Annotated in this window: 16 protein-coding genes; 7 read left to right on the top strand and 9 right to left on the bottom strand. The window is 70.6% G+C overall.

What is annotated here, in order from left to right:
• Positions 1-31: 31 nt before the first annotated feature.
• The 8 genes from H6726_22510 to H6726_22475 all read right to left on the bottom strand — a co-directional run bounded on the left by H6726_22510 (position 32) and on the right by H6726_22475 (position 8,062).
• On the bottom strand, positions 32-589 hold the full coding sequence (locus H6726_22510) for a hypothetical protein (GenBank protein ID MCB9660434.1): 558 nt from the start codon (positions 587-589) through the stop codon (positions 32-34).
• A gap of 44 nt (positions 590-633) precedes the next feature.
• Complete coding sequence (locus H6726_22505) at positions 634-1,389, bottom strand: hypothetical protein (GenBank protein MCB9660433.1); 756 nt, start codon at positions 1,387-1,389, stop codon at positions 634-636.
• A complete protein-coding gene (locus tag H6726_22500; protein ID MCB9660432.1) occupies positions 1,379-2,347 on the bottom strand; it encodes a transporter in 969 nt (322 codons plus the stop codon). The genes H6726_22505 and H6726_22500 overlap by 11 nt, the downstream gene beginning before the upstream one ends.
• A gap of 246 nt (positions 2,348-2,593) precedes the next feature.
• Entirely contained in the window at positions 2,594-4,105 is a 1,512-nt protein-coding gene (locus H6726_22495) for an AMP-binding protein (GenBank protein ID MCB9660431.1), read from the bottom strand.
• A gap of 199 nt (positions 4,106-4,304) precedes the next feature.
• Positions 4,305-4,823: an SRPBCC family protein gene (locus H6726_22490; protein ID MCB9660430.1), complete on the bottom strand. Its 519-nt coding sequence runs from the start codon at positions 4,821-4,823 to the stop codon at positions 4,305-4,307.
• 43 nt (positions 4,824-4,866) lie between these two features.
• Complete coding sequence (nspC, locus tag H6726_22485) at positions 4,867-6,012, bottom strand: carboxynorspermidine decarboxylase (protein MCB9660429.1); 1,146 nt, start codon at positions 6,010-6,012, stop codon at positions 4,867-4,869.
• Between the two features lie 3 nt (positions 6,013-6,015).
• Positions 6,016-7,203, bottom strand: coding sequence for a saccharopine dehydrogenase family protein (locus tag H6726_22480; GenBank protein ID MCB9660428.1), 1,188 nt, complete (start codon positions 7,201-7,203; stop codon positions 6,016-6,018).
• A gap of 106 nt (positions 7,204-7,309) precedes the next feature.
• Positions 7,310-8,062 carry a 3'-5' exonuclease gene (locus H6726_22475; protein MCB9660427.1) on the bottom strand — a complete coding sequence of 251 codons (753 nt, stop codon included), beginning with the start codon at positions 8,060-8,062 and terminating at the stop codon, positions 7,310-7,312.
• A gap of 115 nt (positions 8,063-8,177) precedes the next feature.
• On the opposite strand from H6726_22475, the gene gluQRS reads away from it, so the two are divergent.
• The gene (gene gluQRS / locus H6726_22470; GenBank protein MCB9660426.1) at positions 8,178-9,119 is read left to right on the top strand and encodes a tRNA glutamyl-Q(34) synthetase GluQRS; all 942 of its coding nucleotides are present in this window, start codon (positions 8,178-8,180) and stop codon (positions 9,117-9,119) included.
• A 339-nt stretch (positions 9,120-9,458) separates the two neighbouring features.
• Here the strand turns inward: gluQRS and H6726_22465 are convergent, their stop codons facing one another.
• Entirely contained in the window at positions 9,459-10,100 is a 642-nt protein-coding gene (locus tag H6726_22465; protein ID MCB9660425.1) for a hypothetical protein, read from the bottom strand.
• Positions 10,101-10,308: 208 nt separating this feature from the next.
• On the opposite strand from H6726_22465, the gene H6726_22460 reads away from it, so the two are divergent.
• From H6726_22460 to H6726_22435, 6 genes are all read left to right on the top strand, one after another.
• Positions 10,309-11,880: an oligosaccharide flippase family protein gene (locus H6726_22460; protein ID MCB9660424.1), complete on the top strand. Its 1,572-nt coding sequence runs from the start codon at positions 10,309-10,311 to the stop codon at positions 11,878-11,880.
• Between the two features lie 229 nt (positions 11,881-12,109).
• Positions 12,110-12,994, top strand: a complete 885-nt coding sequence (locus H6726_22455) for a hypothetical protein (protein ID MCB9660423.1) — start codon at positions 12,110-12,112, stop codon at positions 12,992-12,994.
• A 142-nt stretch (positions 12,995-13,136) separates the two neighbouring features.
• On the top strand, positions 13,137-13,412 hold the full coding sequence (locus H6726_22450) for a hypothetical protein (protein MCB9660422.1): 276 nt from the start codon (positions 13,137-13,139) through the stop codon (positions 13,410-13,412).
• Positions 13,413-13,696: 284 nt separating this feature from the next.
• The gene (locus H6726_22445) at positions 13,697-14,617 is read left to right on the top strand and encodes a hypothetical protein (protein ID MCB9660421.1); all 921 of its coding nucleotides are present in this window, start codon (positions 13,697-13,699) and stop codon (positions 14,615-14,617) included.
• A gap of 84 nt (positions 14,618-14,701) precedes the next feature.
• Positions 14,702-16,414 (top strand): sulfatase-like hydrolase/transferase, encoded by a 1,713-nt coding sequence (locus H6726_22440; GenBank protein ID MCB9660420.1) that lies wholly within the window; start codon positions 14,702-14,704, stop codon positions 16,412-16,414.
• Between the two features lie 180 nt (positions 16,415-16,594).
• Positions 16,595-18,253: a hypothetical protein gene (locus H6726_22435; protein ID MCB9660419.1), complete on the top strand. Its 1,659-nt coding sequence runs from the start codon at positions 16,595-16,597 to the stop codon at positions 18,251-18,253.
• The last annotated feature ends 79 nt before the right edge of the window (positions 18,254-18,332 follow it).

Raw genomic sequence — 18,332 nt, 5'->3', positions numbered from 1 at the left:
CCTGCACCGGGGCAACCACACCCTCCGTGGCTCAGGCGTCCCGCACCTTCGCCCCGTAGTGCGCCTCGAGGGGCCCGAGCATCTTCTGGCGCGTGGGGAACAGGCGCGCCATCAGCAGCGCGCCCACCAACGGGAAGGCGACGGCCTGCTCGAGCGGGCAGCCGAGGAACGCCAGCACCCCACCGTAGATGCCGATGGACTCTGCCATCGCCATTCCGAAGATGAACGCGGTCTGGTACGAGGAAGCGGCGGCCGCGATGGCCTTCTGCGTGCTCGCGAAGACGCGCACCATGGGTGCCGCCTCACGGAAGATGACGCTGCCCTGCGGGTCCGCCTCCTCGGTGGTGTCCAGGCGCGTCGCGGCGATGTGCTGGGCCCGCAGGCGGCGCGGGAGGAGCACGTGTGCGACCCCGCTCGCGACCGAGGCCAAGCCCAAGGCGACGAAGAGCGTGACGTCGAATGGCTCGTCCCGAGGCTGCCGGGTGGCGCTCATGATGCCAAAGATGAGCGCGTTGCTGACGTTCAGCGCGAACCACAGCACGCGGGGAACGAGCATGTAGGGAGCGAGGGGGTCGCGGGTCGTGCTCATGACACAGGCAGTGTACCGGACGATGCGCCGCCTGGGGCCATCGGCTACGGCCGCGCGAGCGACAGCTCCACGCGGAGCGCGCTGGCCGCAGCGCGGCTGAGGGCGGCGGCTCCTTCGGCGTCGAGCGCGCCGACCGGCAACGTGATGGCCCCAGCCCACGTGGCGGGGTCCAGCACCAGCGCGAGCTCGGCGTAGGGCTGCTGGGCGCTGAGCACCAGCGGCTGATCGAACATCAGCTCGAACGACACGGCCATCGTGCTGACCAGCCGGAACGAAGACACCACCTGCCCCTGGTCGTCCAGCCGCTCGCCGAGCAGCTCCGCGGCGCCTTCGAGTGGCGCGCTGGGGGAGGCGCCGAGCGCGTCGTCGTCGGGCATGGCCAGCATGCCGTGCAGGCCGCAGTAGGTGCCGGGCACAGGCCGGAACACCCCCGGGCGCAGCGCATCGTCACGCAGCGCGTCGACCACGACCGGCACGCCGATGCGCATGGCCGAGCTGCTCGAGTGGGCGTGCGCCGCTCCGAGGAAGAGGCTCTGCGCCGCTCGCGCGAGAGGGCTCGGGGCGCTCTCGGCGCAGGGCCGCAACTCGAGCGCGTGGATGGCGACGCGCGCGCCCGTCAGCTGGACCGGCACCGCGTCGGCCGTCTCGACCGGCGCGTTCAGCGGGGAGAGGCCGCTGTAGGCGACGGGCACCTCGATGCCTGCGAAGTCTTCGGCGCACGAAGGCAGCCCGAGAGGCCCCACGACGAGAGCCAAGAGGAGGGCCAGCGCGGGCCGGGTGAGACGCAGCTCAGAGATCAAGGGACACTCCCAGGTTCACGGCCAGCCCCTCGCGGTGCTGGCCTCGCAGGTCGTTCAGGACGGGCACCGAGACACCCGCCTGCACGGTCAGGTCGGTCACGGGGGACGCGATCATGCCCATGGTCAGGTACGCGATGACGCCCCCGGAGTCGGGCTCCACGCGGCCGCCTTCGCGCGATGTGGCGTCCACGCGCACCAGCGCGCCCGCGCGGATGCCGAACGCGGCCGAGGGCTGCACCTGCAGGTTCACGACGGTGCTGAGCGAGGCGCCCCCCCGAGAGCGGTCGAAGCCACGCGTCGGCACGCTGAGCACGCTGGAGACGTAGGCCGACCACGGGTCCGCGAAGTGCGCGTAGGTGAGCCCGATGGATGGGTCCCAGCTGCCCGAGCCAGCCTGCAGCTCGAGGGGCAGCACCTGCTGGGACGCGTCGCGCTGCGCCCGCGCCGTGGGCAGCTCGAGCCCCGCCTGCACGCTGAGCAGGTGCCGCGGCGCGAGCGCCCGGTCCCGGAAGAGCACGCCGCGGGCGAGCACGGTCATGTCCCCGAAGTTCCACGAGACATCGCGCGCCAGGTTCGCGAACGTGAGGTCGCGGCGCAGCAGCGGCGCGGTCACCGTGAGGGTCAGCCAGCTGCGCGGGGAGTAGGCCGCGCCGAGCTCGAGGCGCAGCTCACGCAGCTCGAGGGCATCCACCCCGGGTGTGCCGACACCATCCTCGCGATACGTCGCGCCGAGGGACAGGCGCACCCGTCCCCGGTAGGGCTGCGCCGCGCCGATGCTGGTGAGCGTGCGGTCCCCCACCGAGCACGTGGCGCAGGCGCGCACCCGCGTCGGCGAGGTGGAGGCCAGCGTGGACACCAACACCAAGCCGAGCAACACGCTCCGAACGAGCGCCACCCCACGCACGGACCGTGCGGACCGAGCTGGCCACAGGGGCCTCGGCGGGATGGGGGGTGACACGCCGCAAGGGTAGGGTCCGGGCGCCGGGCGGGCACTGTGGCAAATCGTCGCAGCGCGGGGCGCCCCGCCTGGCCATCAGGTGCCTCCCGATGACCAGAAGGGCCAGGCTGCCCCAAATTAGGGACATCAGGCTGTTCTGAGACAGCCTCTTCAGTCCGGGCTGCCCCCAAATCCGGGACAAATCGCCGGTCTGAGACAGCCGCCTCGGTCCGGGGTGCCCTGGCCGCCCCTTTGCGACAAGCGCTCTCAGCGCTCCACTGGCCCCTCACCGCAGGCCAAGCGCGCCAGCTCCTGCGCTCGCACCTTGCCCGACGGGAGGCGCGGCAACTGCCCCACGAAGCGGTAGGCCCCCGGGTGCTTGAAGCGCGCCAGCTCGACTGTACACAGCGCCCGCAGCGCCGCCTCGAGCGCGGTCGCGTCCACCCCCGCGAGCGGCTCGACCACCGCGACCACACGCTCGCCCCACTCCTCGTCGGGGACCCCGGTCACCGCCACGTCGCCCACGCCCGGGCAGGCGGCCAGCACGCGCTCCACCTCGGCGGGGTAGATGTTCACGCCACCGCTCAGGATGAGGTTGCTGCGTCGATCGGAGAGGTACACGAAGCCGTCCGCGTCGACATGTCCGAGGTCGCCCACGCTGAACACCCCGGGCAGCGGATAGGCGGCCCGCGTCTTCGCCTCGTCGCCGTGATACGCGAAGGGCTGGGCCAGCTGCTTGTGGCGGCAGGCGAGGGTCCCACGCGCGTCCGGCGGTAGGCGCTCGAGCGCGTCGTCCAGGGCGAACACCTCGAAGCTCGGCAGCGGCTGCCCCACGGTGCCGGGCCGCGTCAGCCAGGTGGCCGCGTCCACCAGCGTGTAGACGCCCCCCTCCGTGGCGCCCCAATACTCGGTCAGCACCGGCCCGAAGCGCCGGATGGCCTCGTGCTTCACCGCGGGGGCGATGGGCGCGGCGCCGTGCAGCAGCGTGCGCAGCCCCGTGTGCGTCTCGATGCCCCGTTCCGTCATCAGACGCAGCAGGCGCAGCACCATGGTGGGCACCAGGTGCACGTGGGTCACGCCCCGCTCACGCAGCAGGTCGAGGCAGTGCGCCGTGTCCCAGCGCTCCATGACCAGCACGGTCGAGCCCGCGAGCAGGTCGTACACCGCGAACAGCAGGGGCGCCGCGTGATAGAGCGGCCCCGGCACCAGGTGCACGCCGGGCTCGGTGAAGCCCACCAGACGCGCCGTCGCGCGACAGGTCCCGAGCGCCGCGTCGAGCGTGGGCGGCTTGCTGCGCTTCACGCCCTTGGGCTGCCCGCTGGTGCCGCTGGTGTACATCATGGTCCCGCCCGGTGCGTCTCCGCCGGTGATGGGCACGAGCGGCGCCGCGGCGAGGCGCGCCTCGTAGGCCTCGCCCAGCACGAGCGTGTCCGGCCCGACTGGGACGAGCGCCGCGTGAGCCTCGTCGACCACCACCACGCGCGCGCCGGAGTCCCGCAGGATGTAGTCGATCTCCCTGGGCGCGAGGTGCCAGTTGACGGGCGTCAGCCACACCCCGGACAGCAGCGACCCCAGCACCACCTCGAACACCTCGACGCGGTTGCGACAGAGGAGCGCCGCGTGGTCCCCGTCTCCGAGGCCAGCGGCGCGCAACAGCGACGCGACGGCGTGCGCGCGGTCGGCCACCTGGGCGAAGGTGAGCGACTGCTCACCGCACGACACTGCCACGGCATCGGGGTCGCAGTCCGCGAACAGAAGGTGGAACACCGCAGAGGACATGCCCGGTCGCGCCTGTAGCAAGATCCCGCCGCGAACACCAGAGCGCGCCCCTCCCGCCGAACCCCGCCTGCAGTCTGCGAGGCGCAGTCCGCCTCCGCAGGGGGCGGACTTCGAGCGGGCGATCACCGTGATCGCTGCCCCGGACTTTCAGTCCGGGGTGCCCCTATTCTGGGACAAATACCGCCTCTTGAGACAACCGTCAGCGCGACAGGCGCTTGGCCAGGTTGCGGGTGCCCGCCGTGAGCACGCCGCTGAACATGCCCTTGCCGGCCAGGCGCAGCGCGGGGTTCTTGGCGGGCTTGCCGTAGGCCAGCCACGTGAACACGGCGCCACCGTCCGGGTGCGGCTCGCAGGTGATGACGCTCAGGTGCTCGGTGAACATGCCGAACAGGTTCTCGTCCGCGGCGGAGTAGGCGAGCAGACGCGGGGCCTCGAAGGCCTTCACGGTCTCGAGCGTGGGCTTGGGCGCGCCATGGGCGTAGATGACCCGCACGGCGCCCACCTGGCCGGGGGCCTCGGCGTTGCTGTCGTCCGAGTAGGAGCGCTTGATCATCGGGATGAAGTCGCCGATGCGGGTGAAGTCCGTGACGAACGCCCAGAGCTCGTCGCGGCTAGCGTCCACGCGCGTCTGCGCCTTGAACTGCAGGGGGTGCGGCGTCATGCGCGCGCCGGACTCGAGGGCGTAGGCGGCGTAGCTGTCGAGGTTCTGCTTGGCCATGGGCGTCTCCGTGTTCTCTCTGCGCGCGGGCGCGGGGCTCGTGTCAGCCGAGCCGGCTCTTGTAGTCCTGGTACCCGAAGCGGCGCACCACCTCGTGCGTCTTGGTGGCGGGATCCCACAGCGCGATGTCCGGCAGGCGCACGCCATTGAACGTGCTGGTCTTGACCATGGTGTAGTGCGCCATGTCCAGGAAGGTGATCTTGTCACCGATCTGCAGGGGCGCGTCGAAGCTGTAGTCGCCGACCACGTCGCCGGCCAAGCAGGTGAGCCCGCCCAGGCGGTAGGTGTGGGCCTTCTCGCCCGGCAGCGCGCCGCCGACGACGTCGGGGCGGTAGGGCATCTCCAGCACGTCCGGCATGTGCGCCGTGGCCGACGTGTCCAGGATGGCCGCGTGCACGCCGCCGTTCTCGACGATGTCGAGCACGCGCGACACCAGGATGCCCGTGCGGATGCCGATGGCCTCGCCCGGCTCGAGGTACACCTCGACGCCGTAGCGCTGCTTGAAGTCCTTCACGAGCCGGACGAGCAATGCGCGGTCGTACTCGGGGCGCGTGATGTGGTGCCCGCCGCCGAAGTTGACCCACTTCATCTTCGGGATGATGTCCCCGAAGCCCTTCTCCACCGCGGCCAGCGTGCGCTCGAGCGCGTCGCTGCCCAGCTCGCAGAGCGTGTGGAAGTGCAGCCCGTCCAGCTCCTCGGCCTTGACCCCGGCCGCGTCGAACGCAGCGCGCGTGGTGCCCAGACGCGAGCCCGGCGCGCACGGGTCGTAGAGCGGGACCGCCACCTCGCTGTGCTCGGGGTTGATGCGCAGGCCCATGTCCACACCCGCTTCGCGTACCCGGTCGCCGTGCTGCCGCAGCTGGGCGGGGCTGTTGACCACCACGTGCTCCGCGAAGCGCAGGATCTCGGTCATGTCCGTGTTGCTGTAGGCCGGCGCATAGGCGTGCACCTCGAGCCCCAGCTCCTCGCGTGCCAGCTGCGCCTCGTGCGGTGAGCTCGACGTGGCGCCGGCCAGGTACTTCTTCACCAGCCCGAACGTGCTGAACGTGGCGTAGCCCTTCAGCGCGAGGAGGATCTTGCAGCCCGCCTCTTCCTGCACCTGGCCCAGGATGCGCAGGTTGTCCTCCAGCGCGCCAAGGTCGATGACGAACGCAGGTGTCTCAATGTGCGTGACGTCGATGCCGTGCACGGCCTAGAGCTCCTTCACCTCGAAGGGCAGGCCCTGCTTGCTGACCTCGGCCAAGAAGGGCTTGGCGTCGAACTGCTCCATGTTGAACACGCCGGCGCCCTTCCAGGTGCCGCTCAGCATCATGATGGCGCCGGTCACGGCGGGCACGCCCGTGGTGTAGCTGACCGCCTGCGCGCGCACTTCCTTGTAGCACTCGGCGTGGTCGCACACGTTGTAGATGAAGACCTTCTTGGGCTTGCCGTCCTTCACGCCCTCGATGAGGCAGCCGATGCTGGTCTTGCCCGTGTAGTTCTCGGCCAGCGAGCTGGGGTCCGGCAGGAGCGCCTTCAGGAACGCGATGGGCACGATCTGCTGCCCCTGGAACTCGACTGGCTCGATGCTGGTCATGCCCACGTTCTGCAGCACGCGCAGGTGCGTGATGTACTCGTCGCCGAAGGTCATCCAGAAGCGGATGCGCTCGAGGCCCTTGATGTTCTGGCAGAGCGACTCGAGCTCCTCGTGGTAGAGCAGGTACGCCTTGCGCGGCCCGACGCCCGGGAAGTCGAACATCATCGACTGGCTCATGGGCTCGATCTCGACCCACTCGCCCTTCTCCCAGTACTTCCCCTTCTGGGTGATCTCGCGGATGTTGATCTCGGGGTTGAAGTTGGTCGCGAACGCGTGCCCATGGTCGCCGCCGTTGCAGTCGAGGATGTCCACCGTGTGGATCTCGTCGAACAGCTCCTGCTGGGCGTAGGCGCAATAGACGTTGGTCACACCCGGGTCGAAGCCCGAGCCGAGCAGCGCCATCAGCCCCGCCTCCTTGAAGCGGTCCTGGTAGGCCCACTGCCAGCTGTACTGGAACTTGGCCTCGTCGGGGGGCTCGTAGTTGGCGGTGTCGAGGTAGGGCACGCCAGCCTCGAGGCAGGCGTCCATGAGCACGAGGTCCTGGTAGGGCAGCGCGACGTTGATGAGCAGGGCCGGCTGGTACTCCTTCAGCAGCTTGACCGTCGCGGGCACGTCCATGGCGTCGAGCGCGGCTACCTTGATCTCCCGGCCGTGCAGCTCGCGGATCTCGGCCTGGATCTTCTCGCAGCGCGCGACCGTGCGGCTGGCCAGCAGGATGTCCGTGAACACCTCGGGGTTCATGGCGCACTTGTGGGCGACGACACCACCCACGCCACCGGCGCCGACGATCAGGACCTTGCTCATGTCGCGTTCTCCGTGCCTGGTGGGCATGGCGCGAGCCCTTCGCGCGGAAAACCAGGCCCGCTGGTTATGCGCAGGAAACGGCCCGACGACAACCGAAGATTGCGTGTCAGCGGCGCTGCCAGCTCATGCGGTCGGCGTCCTGGAAGGCCGCGTAGCGCGTCTGCAGGCGGATGAGCTCGCCGTACACGCGGGGCATGTTCTCGGCGAGCGCCAGGAGCACCCAGCCGGTGGCCTCCGCGTCGCCCGCCGCGCGGTGCGCCTGCTCCAGCGGGATGTTGAAGTGCGCGGCCACGTCGCCCAGCTTGCGGCTCTTCTGGTCCTTCAGGATCTCGCGCGCCCACACCAGCGGGTCGAGCCACGCCACGTCGGTGCGCAGCGCGGGGGGGAGCGGGCCTGAGACGGCGCTCCGGTTGCGCTCGGTCTCGGCCAGCAGGAACCCGCGGTCGAACGACGCGTTGTACGCCACGGGCAGGTGTCCGGCGAGCATCTCTTGGATGGCTGGCAGGGCCTCCGCGAAGCTGGGCGCGCCCTCCACCTCTTGGTCCGTGATGTTGTGCACGGCCGTTGCCTCGGCGGGGATGGGCATGCCCGGGTTGATGAGCAGCGCCTCGCGGCGCGTGAGCTGCCCGCGGTGGAAGCACACCACGCCCACCTCGATGATGCGGTCCTGCTCGGAGCTGGTGCCGGTGGTCTCGAAGTCGATCACCGCGAGGGGGATGTCGGACCACGAGGTGCTGGCGTCCCAGTCGTCGCACAGCCCCTCGATGTTCTGGATGGCGCGCGCGATAAGGTCCGCGATCCCGGGGTAGTGCCGCCCCGTCGGGAAGCAGCCGCAGACGGTGTCCTGATTGCCACGCATCGCGGTGGACCATGCCGCGCGGGCATGGGAGAACGCAAGCGGAAGCGCCCCGTGGGTGCGCGTGCCGTGGCTGGCTCCGCAGCAGCGCGCCTGGTCGAGGCCGAGAGAGAGCGCGATGTACAGGACCCGCTACGCCCCCTCGCCGACCGGCGCCATGCACCTCGGGCACGCCCGCACGGCGCTGCTGGCCTGGCTGCGGGCGCGGTCGCTGGGCGGGCGCATCGTGATGCGCATCGAAGATCTGGACCCACCGCGCGTGAAGCCGGGCGCGGCCGAGGCGATCCTGCGCGACCACACGTGGCTGGGGCTCGACTGGGACGAGGGGCCCGTGTACCAGAGCGCGCGCACCGAGGCCTACGAGGAGGCGCTGGCGCAGCTGGCGCGGGACGGACGGATCTATCCGTGCACCTGCACGCGCAAGGAGATCGAGGCCGCCCTCAGCAGCGCGCCCCACGTGGGCGACCCAGGCGGCGAGCTGGTGTACCCGGGCACGTGTCGGCCGGCGGGGCTCGGGATGCAGCGGGCACCTCACGGTCCGAACGCGCGCCCGAACCGACCGGCGGCGCTGCGCTTCGCACTCCGCGAGGAGGACGCCGCGTTCGAGCGCTTCGTCGACATGGTCCAGGGGCCCGTCACGGCTCCGCTGGGCGGGGACTTCGTGGTGCGTCGCAGCGACGGGCTGTTCGCCTACCAGCTGGCCGTGGTGGTGGACGATGCGGCTCAGGGCATCACCGAGGTGCTGCGCGGAGACGACCTCTTGGGCAGCACGCCGCGCCAGCTGGCGCTCTACGCGGCGCTCGGGTGCGAGGCACCCGCGTTCGGACACCTGGGGCTGGTGCTGGCCGACGAGGGAGGGCGTCTGAGCAAGCGCCTGGGCAGCGTGGGGATTGCCGACTACGTCGCTCGGGGCGTGCCGAAGGAGCGCATCCTCGGGTTCCTGGGGGGTTCGATGGGGCTGTGCGGCGAGGGCGAGTCCGCCACGCTCGACGAGCTGCTGGGGCGCTTCGAGATGGAGCGGGTGCCGCGCGGGGCAGTGCGGGCGCCAGCGGTGTTTTGAGGGGCGGTTGGGGGACCGTTGAGGGTCGGGTCAGGGTCGGGTCAGGGTCGGTTGGGGGGCACCAGGCTGAAGCCTGGTGCCCCGGAGCTGCAGTGCTTGCCTAAAGTCCGCCCCCTGCGGAGGCGGACTACGTGATGGTCGGCTGTGGAATCTGGGCGGGGTGGTCAATCGGTGGCTCGCCAGCAGTCCCAACCGCGACACAGTCGCCGGTCTTCCATCGCTCACGACCCGGCAGTCCGCCCCCGCAGTGGGGCGGACTTGCAGGTCACGCTGCAGCCTCGGGGCACCTGGCTTCAGCCTGGTGCCCCCCATCTCAGCTTTCTCAGCTCCCGCAGCGCCTCAAGGAACGACCAGCGTCACGTCCGCTGTGTCCACCACCTCGAGCGTCCCGCGCGTCAAGGACACCTCGAGCGTGATCGCCGTGTTGTTGAACGGGCTCGGGTCGTTGCTGAGGAAGAACGCGCGGTCGCCCGAGCGCACCTGCCCCACCCCGTCGAAGCTCACGCCCACCAAGCTGAGCACGCGCGAGATGGGCTCGCTCAGCACCTGACCGCCCGTGGTGCGGAACTCGTACGAGATGATCCACTCGCCGCTGTTGAAGTCGCTGGCTGTCAGGCCGCGCACGCGGAAGCCGATGTCCAGGTGGTAGCCGCCCTGGACGCCCATGACGGCGGTGGCCGTGCCCGTACCCGGCGCGACCATGAAGCCGCCCGTCGGCCCGAAGCCCACCTCGAGGATGATGCCCGAGCCCTGGTCGGGCACGTCCGCGTCGGGTCCGAGGTCGTCCGGCACGCGCCCATCCATCGGCCCCGCATCGGGCAGCTGCGCGTCCGACCCGAGGTCGACCAGGCCCTCGTCGAGGGTGATGGGGATGGGGTCTCCACAGCCCGTCGCCGTGGCGAGGACGCTCACGACGACACCCACCGCGAAGAGCCCGAAGCGCGTACGCGCCGGAAGAGCGACACCCAAGCGTTCCATCACGCGGGCAGTGTGCCGGTTGGCCGGGGGCGCAGCAAACGCGCGCTCCGGCGCTGGCCCGGCGCGCGTCCCGCGGAGAACGCCGCCCTCGTGGTGCGCCAGATGCTCGGGCGACCCCAACGCGCGCACGCCGAGTCTGCGCCCCGCGTACCCCGACCCGGCCCGTGGGCCCAGCTTGACCCGCGGCGCGCCTGCCCACACAACCCGCCGCATGTCGGAAGCCGAACGCGGCGCCGAGCCGGCGGCCCCGGCCGACGCCAACCCAAACGTCCCGCAAGACGCCAGCGCGTCCACCACGCGCAAGGCGGGCCGTGGCCTGCTCGTCATCACCGGCGCCAAGGTCTACTTCATCCTCACCAGCTTCGGCATCCAGCTGGCGCTGCCCCACTTCTTCACGCCGCAGGTGTTCGGGCAGTTCGGCACCATCATGGCGGCCATCAGCATGCTCAACAACGTGCTGATCGCGGCCACCATCCAGACCGTCAGCAAGCTGGTGAGCGAGGACGAGGCGCGCGGCCCGGCCGTGCTGCGTCAGGGCATCCAGGTCCAGCTCGTCATCGGGGGCTTCCTGTCCGCGGCCCTCTTCACGCTCGCCCCCTACTTTGCTCAGTTCCACGGCGACCCTGACCTCGCGGCGATGATGCGCGTCGCCGCCACCGTCGTCCTGGCCTACGCGCTGTACGCCGCGCTGATCGGCAATCTCAACGGCCAGCAGCAGTTCGCGACGCAGGCCAAGTTCGACATCGGCTTCTCCACGCTGCGCACCGCGGGCATCGCGGGCGGCGCCATGCTCGGCTACGGCGCGCTGGGCGCGTTCACGGGCTTCGCGGGGGCCGCCGGCGCCATCTGCCTCGCCGCCCTGCTGGTGGTGGGCATCGGCAAGCCCGGCGAGGGCACGCCGCTGCGCACGTGGCTCGCGTTCCTGGCGCCCGTCTGGCTCTACCAGGGTTTCCTCAACGGCATCTTGCAGATCGACATCCAGGTGCTGTCGCGCACGCTCAGCGAGCTGGGGCGTGAGGCGGGCATGGCGCAGGCCGCGGCCAGCGAGAACGCGCAGACGCTGGTGGGCTACTACCGCGCCGCGCAGACCTTCGCGTTCGTGCCCTACCAGATCATCCTGTCGATGACCTTCATCGTCTTCCCCATGGTCTCGCGCGCCACGGCCAGCGGCGACGAGGAGGCCGCCCGCCGCACCATCAAGGGCGCGCTGCGCTTCTCCATGCTGGCGCTGCTCTCCATCGCGTGCCCCATCGCGGGCGCCTCCGACGGCGTCATGCGCATCGCGTACCCGGAGCCCTACCTGGCAGGCGCCCCCGCGCTCGGCGCGCTGGTCTTCGGCATCGCGGCCTTCGCGCTGTTCGTCATCACGGCCACCGTGCTCACCAGCGCCGGCCAGCCGCGTATCGCGGCGCTCATCGCGGGCCTGGCCCTCGGCGTGGTGCTGCTGGCCACGCAGTTCTTCATCAGCGCGGCGGGCCCCAACCAGGACGCGCTCATCGCGGCTGCGCTCGGCACCTGCGCCGGCACCGTCTTCGCCCTACTCGGCGCGGGCGCCGCGGTCTACGCGCGCTTCAAGGCGTTCCTGCCGCCGCTATCCGTCGTCCGGGGCGGGCTCGCCGGGGCGGGTGCGTTCGCGGCCGCGATGTACATCCCGCATGGCGGCGCGGTCATGAGCGTGGCCGCGTTGGCCGGCGGGTTCTTCGCGTTCCTGTTGGGGCTCGTGGTGACGGGCGAGCTGGGCCGCGACGAGATCAAGGCGGCGCGCGCCGCCCTCGGGGTCTAGCCTGTTCGGGATACATCGGAGCCTGAGGCCCTCGAGGCGGCCGACAGTAGCTGCGTGGCCATCGAATGTCAGGACGACGGTCTGTGGGTGGTGTTGGCTGCCATTGGGCTTCTAGGAGTGGTACTCGGCGTGCGTTGCCTAGATCAGAGTCCAGGAGAGTGACCGCATGCAAGTGACCGTCACAAGTCGACTCGACGAGTTCTTGCAGGGTGTCCGCGAAGGAGGTCGGATGCGCGTGGCGGTCGCGTACCTCTCGGACCACGGCGCCAAGGAACTTGCTTGGGCTGGGTACGATCGTCTGGAGGTCATCGCAGGATTGAATGACGGCGTGACGGATCCCGAGGCGCTCCGTCGGCTGCGCAGCTTGAGTCACGTCGAGCTCAGGCTGCTGCACGGCGCGTCGACCGCACGCTTTCATCCAAAGTTCTACTGGTCGGAGCGTGGCGCCCGAAACAGCGCATATATCGGGTCTGCCAACCTCACCCGGCTCGGGATGGGCGACAACGACGAGCTCGGAGTCCACCTCGAGTTCGATGCAAGCCGACCTCTCGCACGGGAGGTCGATCAAGCATGGAGCGCGTGGTGGACTCGAGCGTGGGCGGCCTCCGACGCGGCGCTCGACGCATACCAACGACACTTCAATGAATATGAGGTCATTCGCAGGCGCGCTCCGAGACTCGACATCGCTTCCTTCGTGATAGCGGACGATTGCGAGCCTACGTTCTTCGCGATGCGCGCTCGGGCCCACGGACAGAGCGGGACGGTGCTGCAGGCCAACGCGAGGCACGCACACTTCTTCGGTGTCCACGGGGATGTCACAGGGAGGGAGATCCAAGTGGCTCACGATGACGCCGAGTCTCGGATCAAAGTGAAGCTCAACACACGCGCGACCGGCGCGGTCCTGCAGCTCAATATGGGTGGCACCGCAATGCCGGGATTGCTCAAGCACCAACCACGTACCTCGCTGATCGTCTTGCATCGCGTGGGGCCAGAGAGCTATCGCCTCGAGGTCGTGGAGGACGAAACCAGCCGTGCACGCACCATCATCGCAGCGACCGATCATCGTGGGTCGAGACCGTTCGCTTCGGGGGTCGGACGCCTCGGCGCCGGCTGAACCCTTGCCGCCCCGGTTCTGGCATCCGTCAAGAACTGGTTCGCTGATCGCAGGTGGCCACTCTGGCCGTCGATGACGAGGCCGGGCGCTCAACCGGCAGAGCGTCCAACGCAAGCGGCGTATCGGGGAGATCCTGGTCGACATGCGCTACATCAGCGCGCCTTCGCTGACGCGCGCCGTGGCCGACCAGCTGGAAGACCTCGCGCACCTCGACGAAGGGACCCACAGCCGGCCGTTCGGTCGCTACCTGGTCGAAGAGGGCTACATCGACGCCGCGCAGCTGCGCGACGCGCTCTGGCGCCAGCAGAAGCTCCGTGCCCAGCGCATCGGGGAGATCCTGGTGCAGATGCGCGCGCTGAGCGTCGACGCCCTCGAGCACGCCATCCGGCTCCAGCTGGACACGTTGGCTGCCGCTTGACGCGGCCACGCGCGAAACGGTAGACCGAGCCCATGCGATGGGGGTTCGGTGAGTTGGGCGGGTCGACGATCTCCACGGTCCTTGCGGCGATGGCGGATCGGCCGCCGTCCGTCGTCGCGATGACGCTCGCTTGGGTGGTCGCCACGGCGGGCTGCAGCGCGGGCCCAGATCCCTGCTTCGAGCAAGCGTACCCTGATCAGCCGGTCGGATGCTCTGGGGCGCGCGTCCGGGTGCTCGGGCGCTCCGAGTTCACAGCCAGTCGGATCAACAGCACCGTCGCTCAGATGGTCCCATCGCTCGCGCTCGGCGCAGACCACGCATTCTGGTCCGACCGCAACGGTCGCATCCTCCGCACCCCGAAGGATGGTGGCGCCACCCAGGAGCTTCGCGCGGACAATGGGTGCTCCATCGCGGATCTAGCGATCGACGAAGTGGGGCTCTACGCGCTCGAGAACTGCCGGCTCACAGAGGACGTCCCCTTCCCCGTCCAGATGCGCCTGTTCCGGATGGACCCGGAGACGGGCGACACGACCGACCTCGCCATCATGCCCTACGCGCAGGGCGTCGCCGTCGTCGTGCACGACGGCGTCGTCTACTTCGGCATGGGGACGCCCTCGCGGACGTTTGTCCGTGGCATTCCGCGGGACGGGCCGCTCGAGGGTCCGGAGGACGCGTTCACTCCGTACGCCATACTCGGCGCGTACGGCACTCAGCTACCGCTCGCCACGCTCGGTGAAGACGTCCTCGTCGTCGACCGCAGCACGAACGAGGTGCTGACGCTGGCGAATGAACCAGGCATCGACCCCACCTCACGGTACGTCCACGACCGGGGCATCCGAGGCCTCGCCGATGTCGCGGGAACCCTCTTTCTCGTCGACAGCGTCTTGCAGAACTCGTGGTACGTCCATCGCGGCTTTCGCGTGACGAGTGCGTCGTCGCTGGTCTACGACGAGAGCGAGCTCGACCGACTGGTGGGCGACTCCGCGGATGTCTACGTGGCGGGCGACATCGACGTCGCCCCCTCCCTCACCACCCGCCTCTACTCGCTTGGGGCGAACGCCGAGGCCGCGGGAGCGCCGACCGCCGTGACCGCGGGGCTCAGGCGGGTGACCGACATGGCGCTCGACGCGAGTCACGTGTTCGTGGTCGACGACGAGATTTCTCATGAAGTCAGGCTGGTGTCGGTGAGCCGCGTGAGTCGATAGCCCAGCGAGGTTGCGTTCCAAACGGCTACCGCAGCCGCGCACGGAACACTCGACCCGCGCGCGTGAGGCTGGTTCACTGCGCCGATGTCCCGTCCGTCCAACGTCCTCCTGCTGCTGACCGACGAGGAGCGCGCGCCCACCTGCTACGAGGACGCCGCGCTGACGCGCTTCCGTGGTGAGCACATGCCCACCCGTGCCGCGCTGCGCGCGCGGGGCTTCGCGCTGGACAACCACTACGTCGCGTCGACGGCCTGCGCGCCCAGCCGGGCATCGCTGCTGACCGGGCACTACCCGGCGCTGCACGGCGTGTCGCAGACCGACGGCATCGGGAAGCGCGCGTCCGACGCGGAGATGCACTGGCTGGACCCGGACACGGTCCCCACGATGGGCGACTACTTCCGCGCGGGAGGGTACGACGCGCGCTACATCGGCAAGTGGCACGTGTCGCACGCCGACCTGCCCGTGCCGGGCGAGCATCGCTCGTTGGCCATCACGCGCGCGGATGGCTCGCTCATCCCGGCGCACGTCGCCGCGTACCGGAGCGCCAACCGCCTCGCCGGGTTCGGCTTCGATGGCTGGACGGGCCCCGACCCGCATGGCCCCGAGCACTGCAACTCGGGCATCGTGCGCGACCCACACTACGCAGACGAAGCCGTCGCATGCCTCGACGCGCTCGAGGCGCGTGACCCGGCCTCCGAGAAGCCCTTCTTGCTGGTGTGCTCGTTCGTGAACCCGCACGACATCGTCTTCTTCGGCGCACCCTGGCTCTTGCGCGCGGGCATGCCGCACGCAGGCCCCGAGGTGCCGCACATCCCGCCGCCGCCCACTGCGCGCGAAGACCTGAGGGACAAGCCTGCCGCGCAGCGCGCCTACGCCCGGGGCTACACGCGCATGTTCATCCCCCAGCCGGCGGTGGCGCTCTATCGACGCTTCTACTTCTCGCTGCAGGCCGAGGTGGACCGCGCACTCGGTCGCGTAGTGCAGCGCCTGGCCGCGTCGCGCTTCGCCGACGACACCATCGTGGTGCTCACCTCGGACCACGGGGACATGCTGGGCGCGCACGGCGGCATGAAGCAGAAGTGGCACAACGCCTACGAGGAGACCATCCACGTGCCGTGCGTCATCTCCCTGCCGCCGCGCCTCGCGCGCGGTGGCGCGACGGGGCGCTGTGACGCGCCCACGAGCCACGTCGACCTGCTGCCCACCCTCCTGGGGCTGGCAGGCATCGACCAGGACGCCGCACGCGCGGCGCTGGCCGAGACCCACACCGAAGCCCAGCCGCTGGTAGGGCGCGACCTGAGCGCGCTCGTGCGGGGTGACGCAGCAGCGCCCAGCGACCCGGTGTACTTCGTGACGCGCGACGAGATCAGCGCGGGCGCCGTGCGGCGCAATCGCCTGGGTCTACCGCTGCCCACCATCCCACAACCCAACCACGTCGAGGCCATCGTCGCCCAGCTCGACACACCCGATGGGCCACGGCGTCTCAAGTACACGCGCTACTTCCAGACCGAAGCGCACGCGGACCCGTACGCCGACGACCCCCCGCGCCACACCCGCGCGCAAGAGCACGAGCTGTACGACCTGGACGCGGACCCTCTCGAGCGCACCAACCTCGCGCACCCGCGGCACCGCACCGCAAGCACCGCCGCGCTCGCTGCACGCTTGGACGAGCTCCTCGCCACGTCGCGCAGCAAGCACCAGGTCCACCCGCACACGGCCCGCGAGCCGCAGGAGGCCGTGCCCCGCGGGCTGTCCGTGTTGCGGCGCCTGACGCGTCGACTGCCCGTTCGCGGCTGAGCGCCGAGCCGCCCGACCAAACGAGAGGACGCACGGCGGCGCACGCGGACACAGACGCATGGCGGTCCGCCAGCGCGCGGGACTGGGGGGCACGGGCCCAGCAGCCGTTGAAGCCAAGGTGGCCTTGGCGATCAGCGAGGCACCGGCTGTGGGTCGGCAACAGGCTGGTACACTGCGCCGATGTCACCCAAGGCCCGCGCCTGTTCACACGACTGGGGCTCAGCGAGCGGGCTCTCGCGCTGCGGAGACTGCGGCGCGCTCGGCTCGTACTTCCCGGGTGGTGATCGGGGCGAGCCCGCATACCGAGGTAGCGTCCCGGGCGAGGTGGTCGCGCGTGCGGCGCGAGGCGAGGTGGACGAGTTGGTCGCGGCCCTGCCAGCGTTCCGCAACGGGGCGTGGTGGCTGACCGAGGCGGACTGGGCGAAGCTGCTGACGGACATCCACGCGGACCTCGACGCGTGGCGCGCAGCCTTCGCGCGCAGCAGCGGCGACGTCGCCTTCTTCGACCGCGCCATCGCCCTGAAACAGCTGGCTCACAAGGGCAAGAGGGCCCCGACCGCCAAGCCGGACGCGGTCGTCACGGTCGCGCTCGAAGGCCGGCTGGCGCTGGACGCCGTGGGTCGCGGCTTCACCGCGTTTGCGCTGGATGCGGGCGGCGCCGTGCACGTCGGCGCGCGCGGCGCGCACCCCGTCAGAGGGGTGGGCAACGGGACGCTGTACCGGGCGGGTCCGGGCCGCTGGGTCGAGGACGGCGCCGCACCCACGCGTCGGCTCCACCGCTTTGGGGAAGATGGCTCGCGCCTGTCCACTGCGGACCTCCCAGGGCAGGGAGACCCCACGTCGACGGGCGCGCTCGTGTCGCACACGCTGCTCACCAACGGGCACGAGGCCTATTTCGTCGGGTTCCCGCCGCCTCCGCTCACGGGTGAGTGCGCGCTCGGCTGGATCCAGGTGCGCGACGCGCACGACACGCCCATCGCCACCTGGCGCTCGCGCGGCGGCGTCCCCCTGCGCACCGCGCGTGGCTACGTCTCGTTCCACGACGTGGACGACGGCGAGAGCCATCCCGTGACCCTGCGGGACCACGAGCTTCACGTCCTCGCGCGCAGCGCCCCAGGGCCCTACTTCCGCTGCACACGGTTCCTCAACGGTTCAGCCCCTGGCTCGGGCGAGGCGATCGCCGTCACCCCAGGTCCCAAGGGGCAGCTCGAGTGGGTGCAGGATGGAGAGCGGCTGGTCGCGCGTCCGAGACACCTGCCGGCGCCACGCCCGACGCCCACCGGAGACCTCTCGTTCCACGCGGTCGGAGACGTCTTCCACGGCGAGGGCGGCGTGGGCTTCGTGCCCGACACCCGCGCCGACGCGGCGCCGACCTGGCGGGAAACCGGCACGCTCGTGGGGAGCGCGAGCCGTGGGCCGCACGTCGCCATCCTGAGCGAGGACCGCCGCCGCGTGCAGATGGTGCACGCGCGGACGGGAGAGCGCGCGCCGTGGGTCTCGCTGGACGCCCCGCTGACCACCGTGCGCAGCGTCGGCACGTCCACGGGCGTGCGCTTCTTCGCGGACCGCCACGCGTTCGAGATCTCCTGGGGCCAGCCCCACCGCCAGCTGGGCGCGCTGCCGAAGCCGCTGCGGCCCGTCGCCCACTTCGTGGACGCCAACATCACGACGCTGGTCGACGAGAGCTCCGGTCGCGAGCGCTACCTGTGCCTCGCCTCGGGGGACGTCGTGGCGGTCCCGGCTGGCTGGGAGTTGTTGGGCCCGCACGACCACCGCTGGGGCCCCGTGTTCCGGGACGGGAACCAGCTGCTGATCTTCGGGCCGTGGCCCACGCTCTAGGGTCACCGCACGCCCGTACTGCTCTCCACACAGCGGGTCTGCCAGCGCAGCGACGCGACTGCGACGTTGCGCTGACCCA

This window comes from Sandaracinaceae bacterium (assembly GCA_020633055.1).
Classification (GTDB): domain Bacteria; phylum Myxococcota_A; class Polyangia; order Polyangiales; family Houyiibacteriaceae; genus JADJJE01.
The sequence above is the reverse complement of the archived record's forward strand: the minus strand, read 5'-3'. Positions and strand labels throughout refer to the sequence as shown.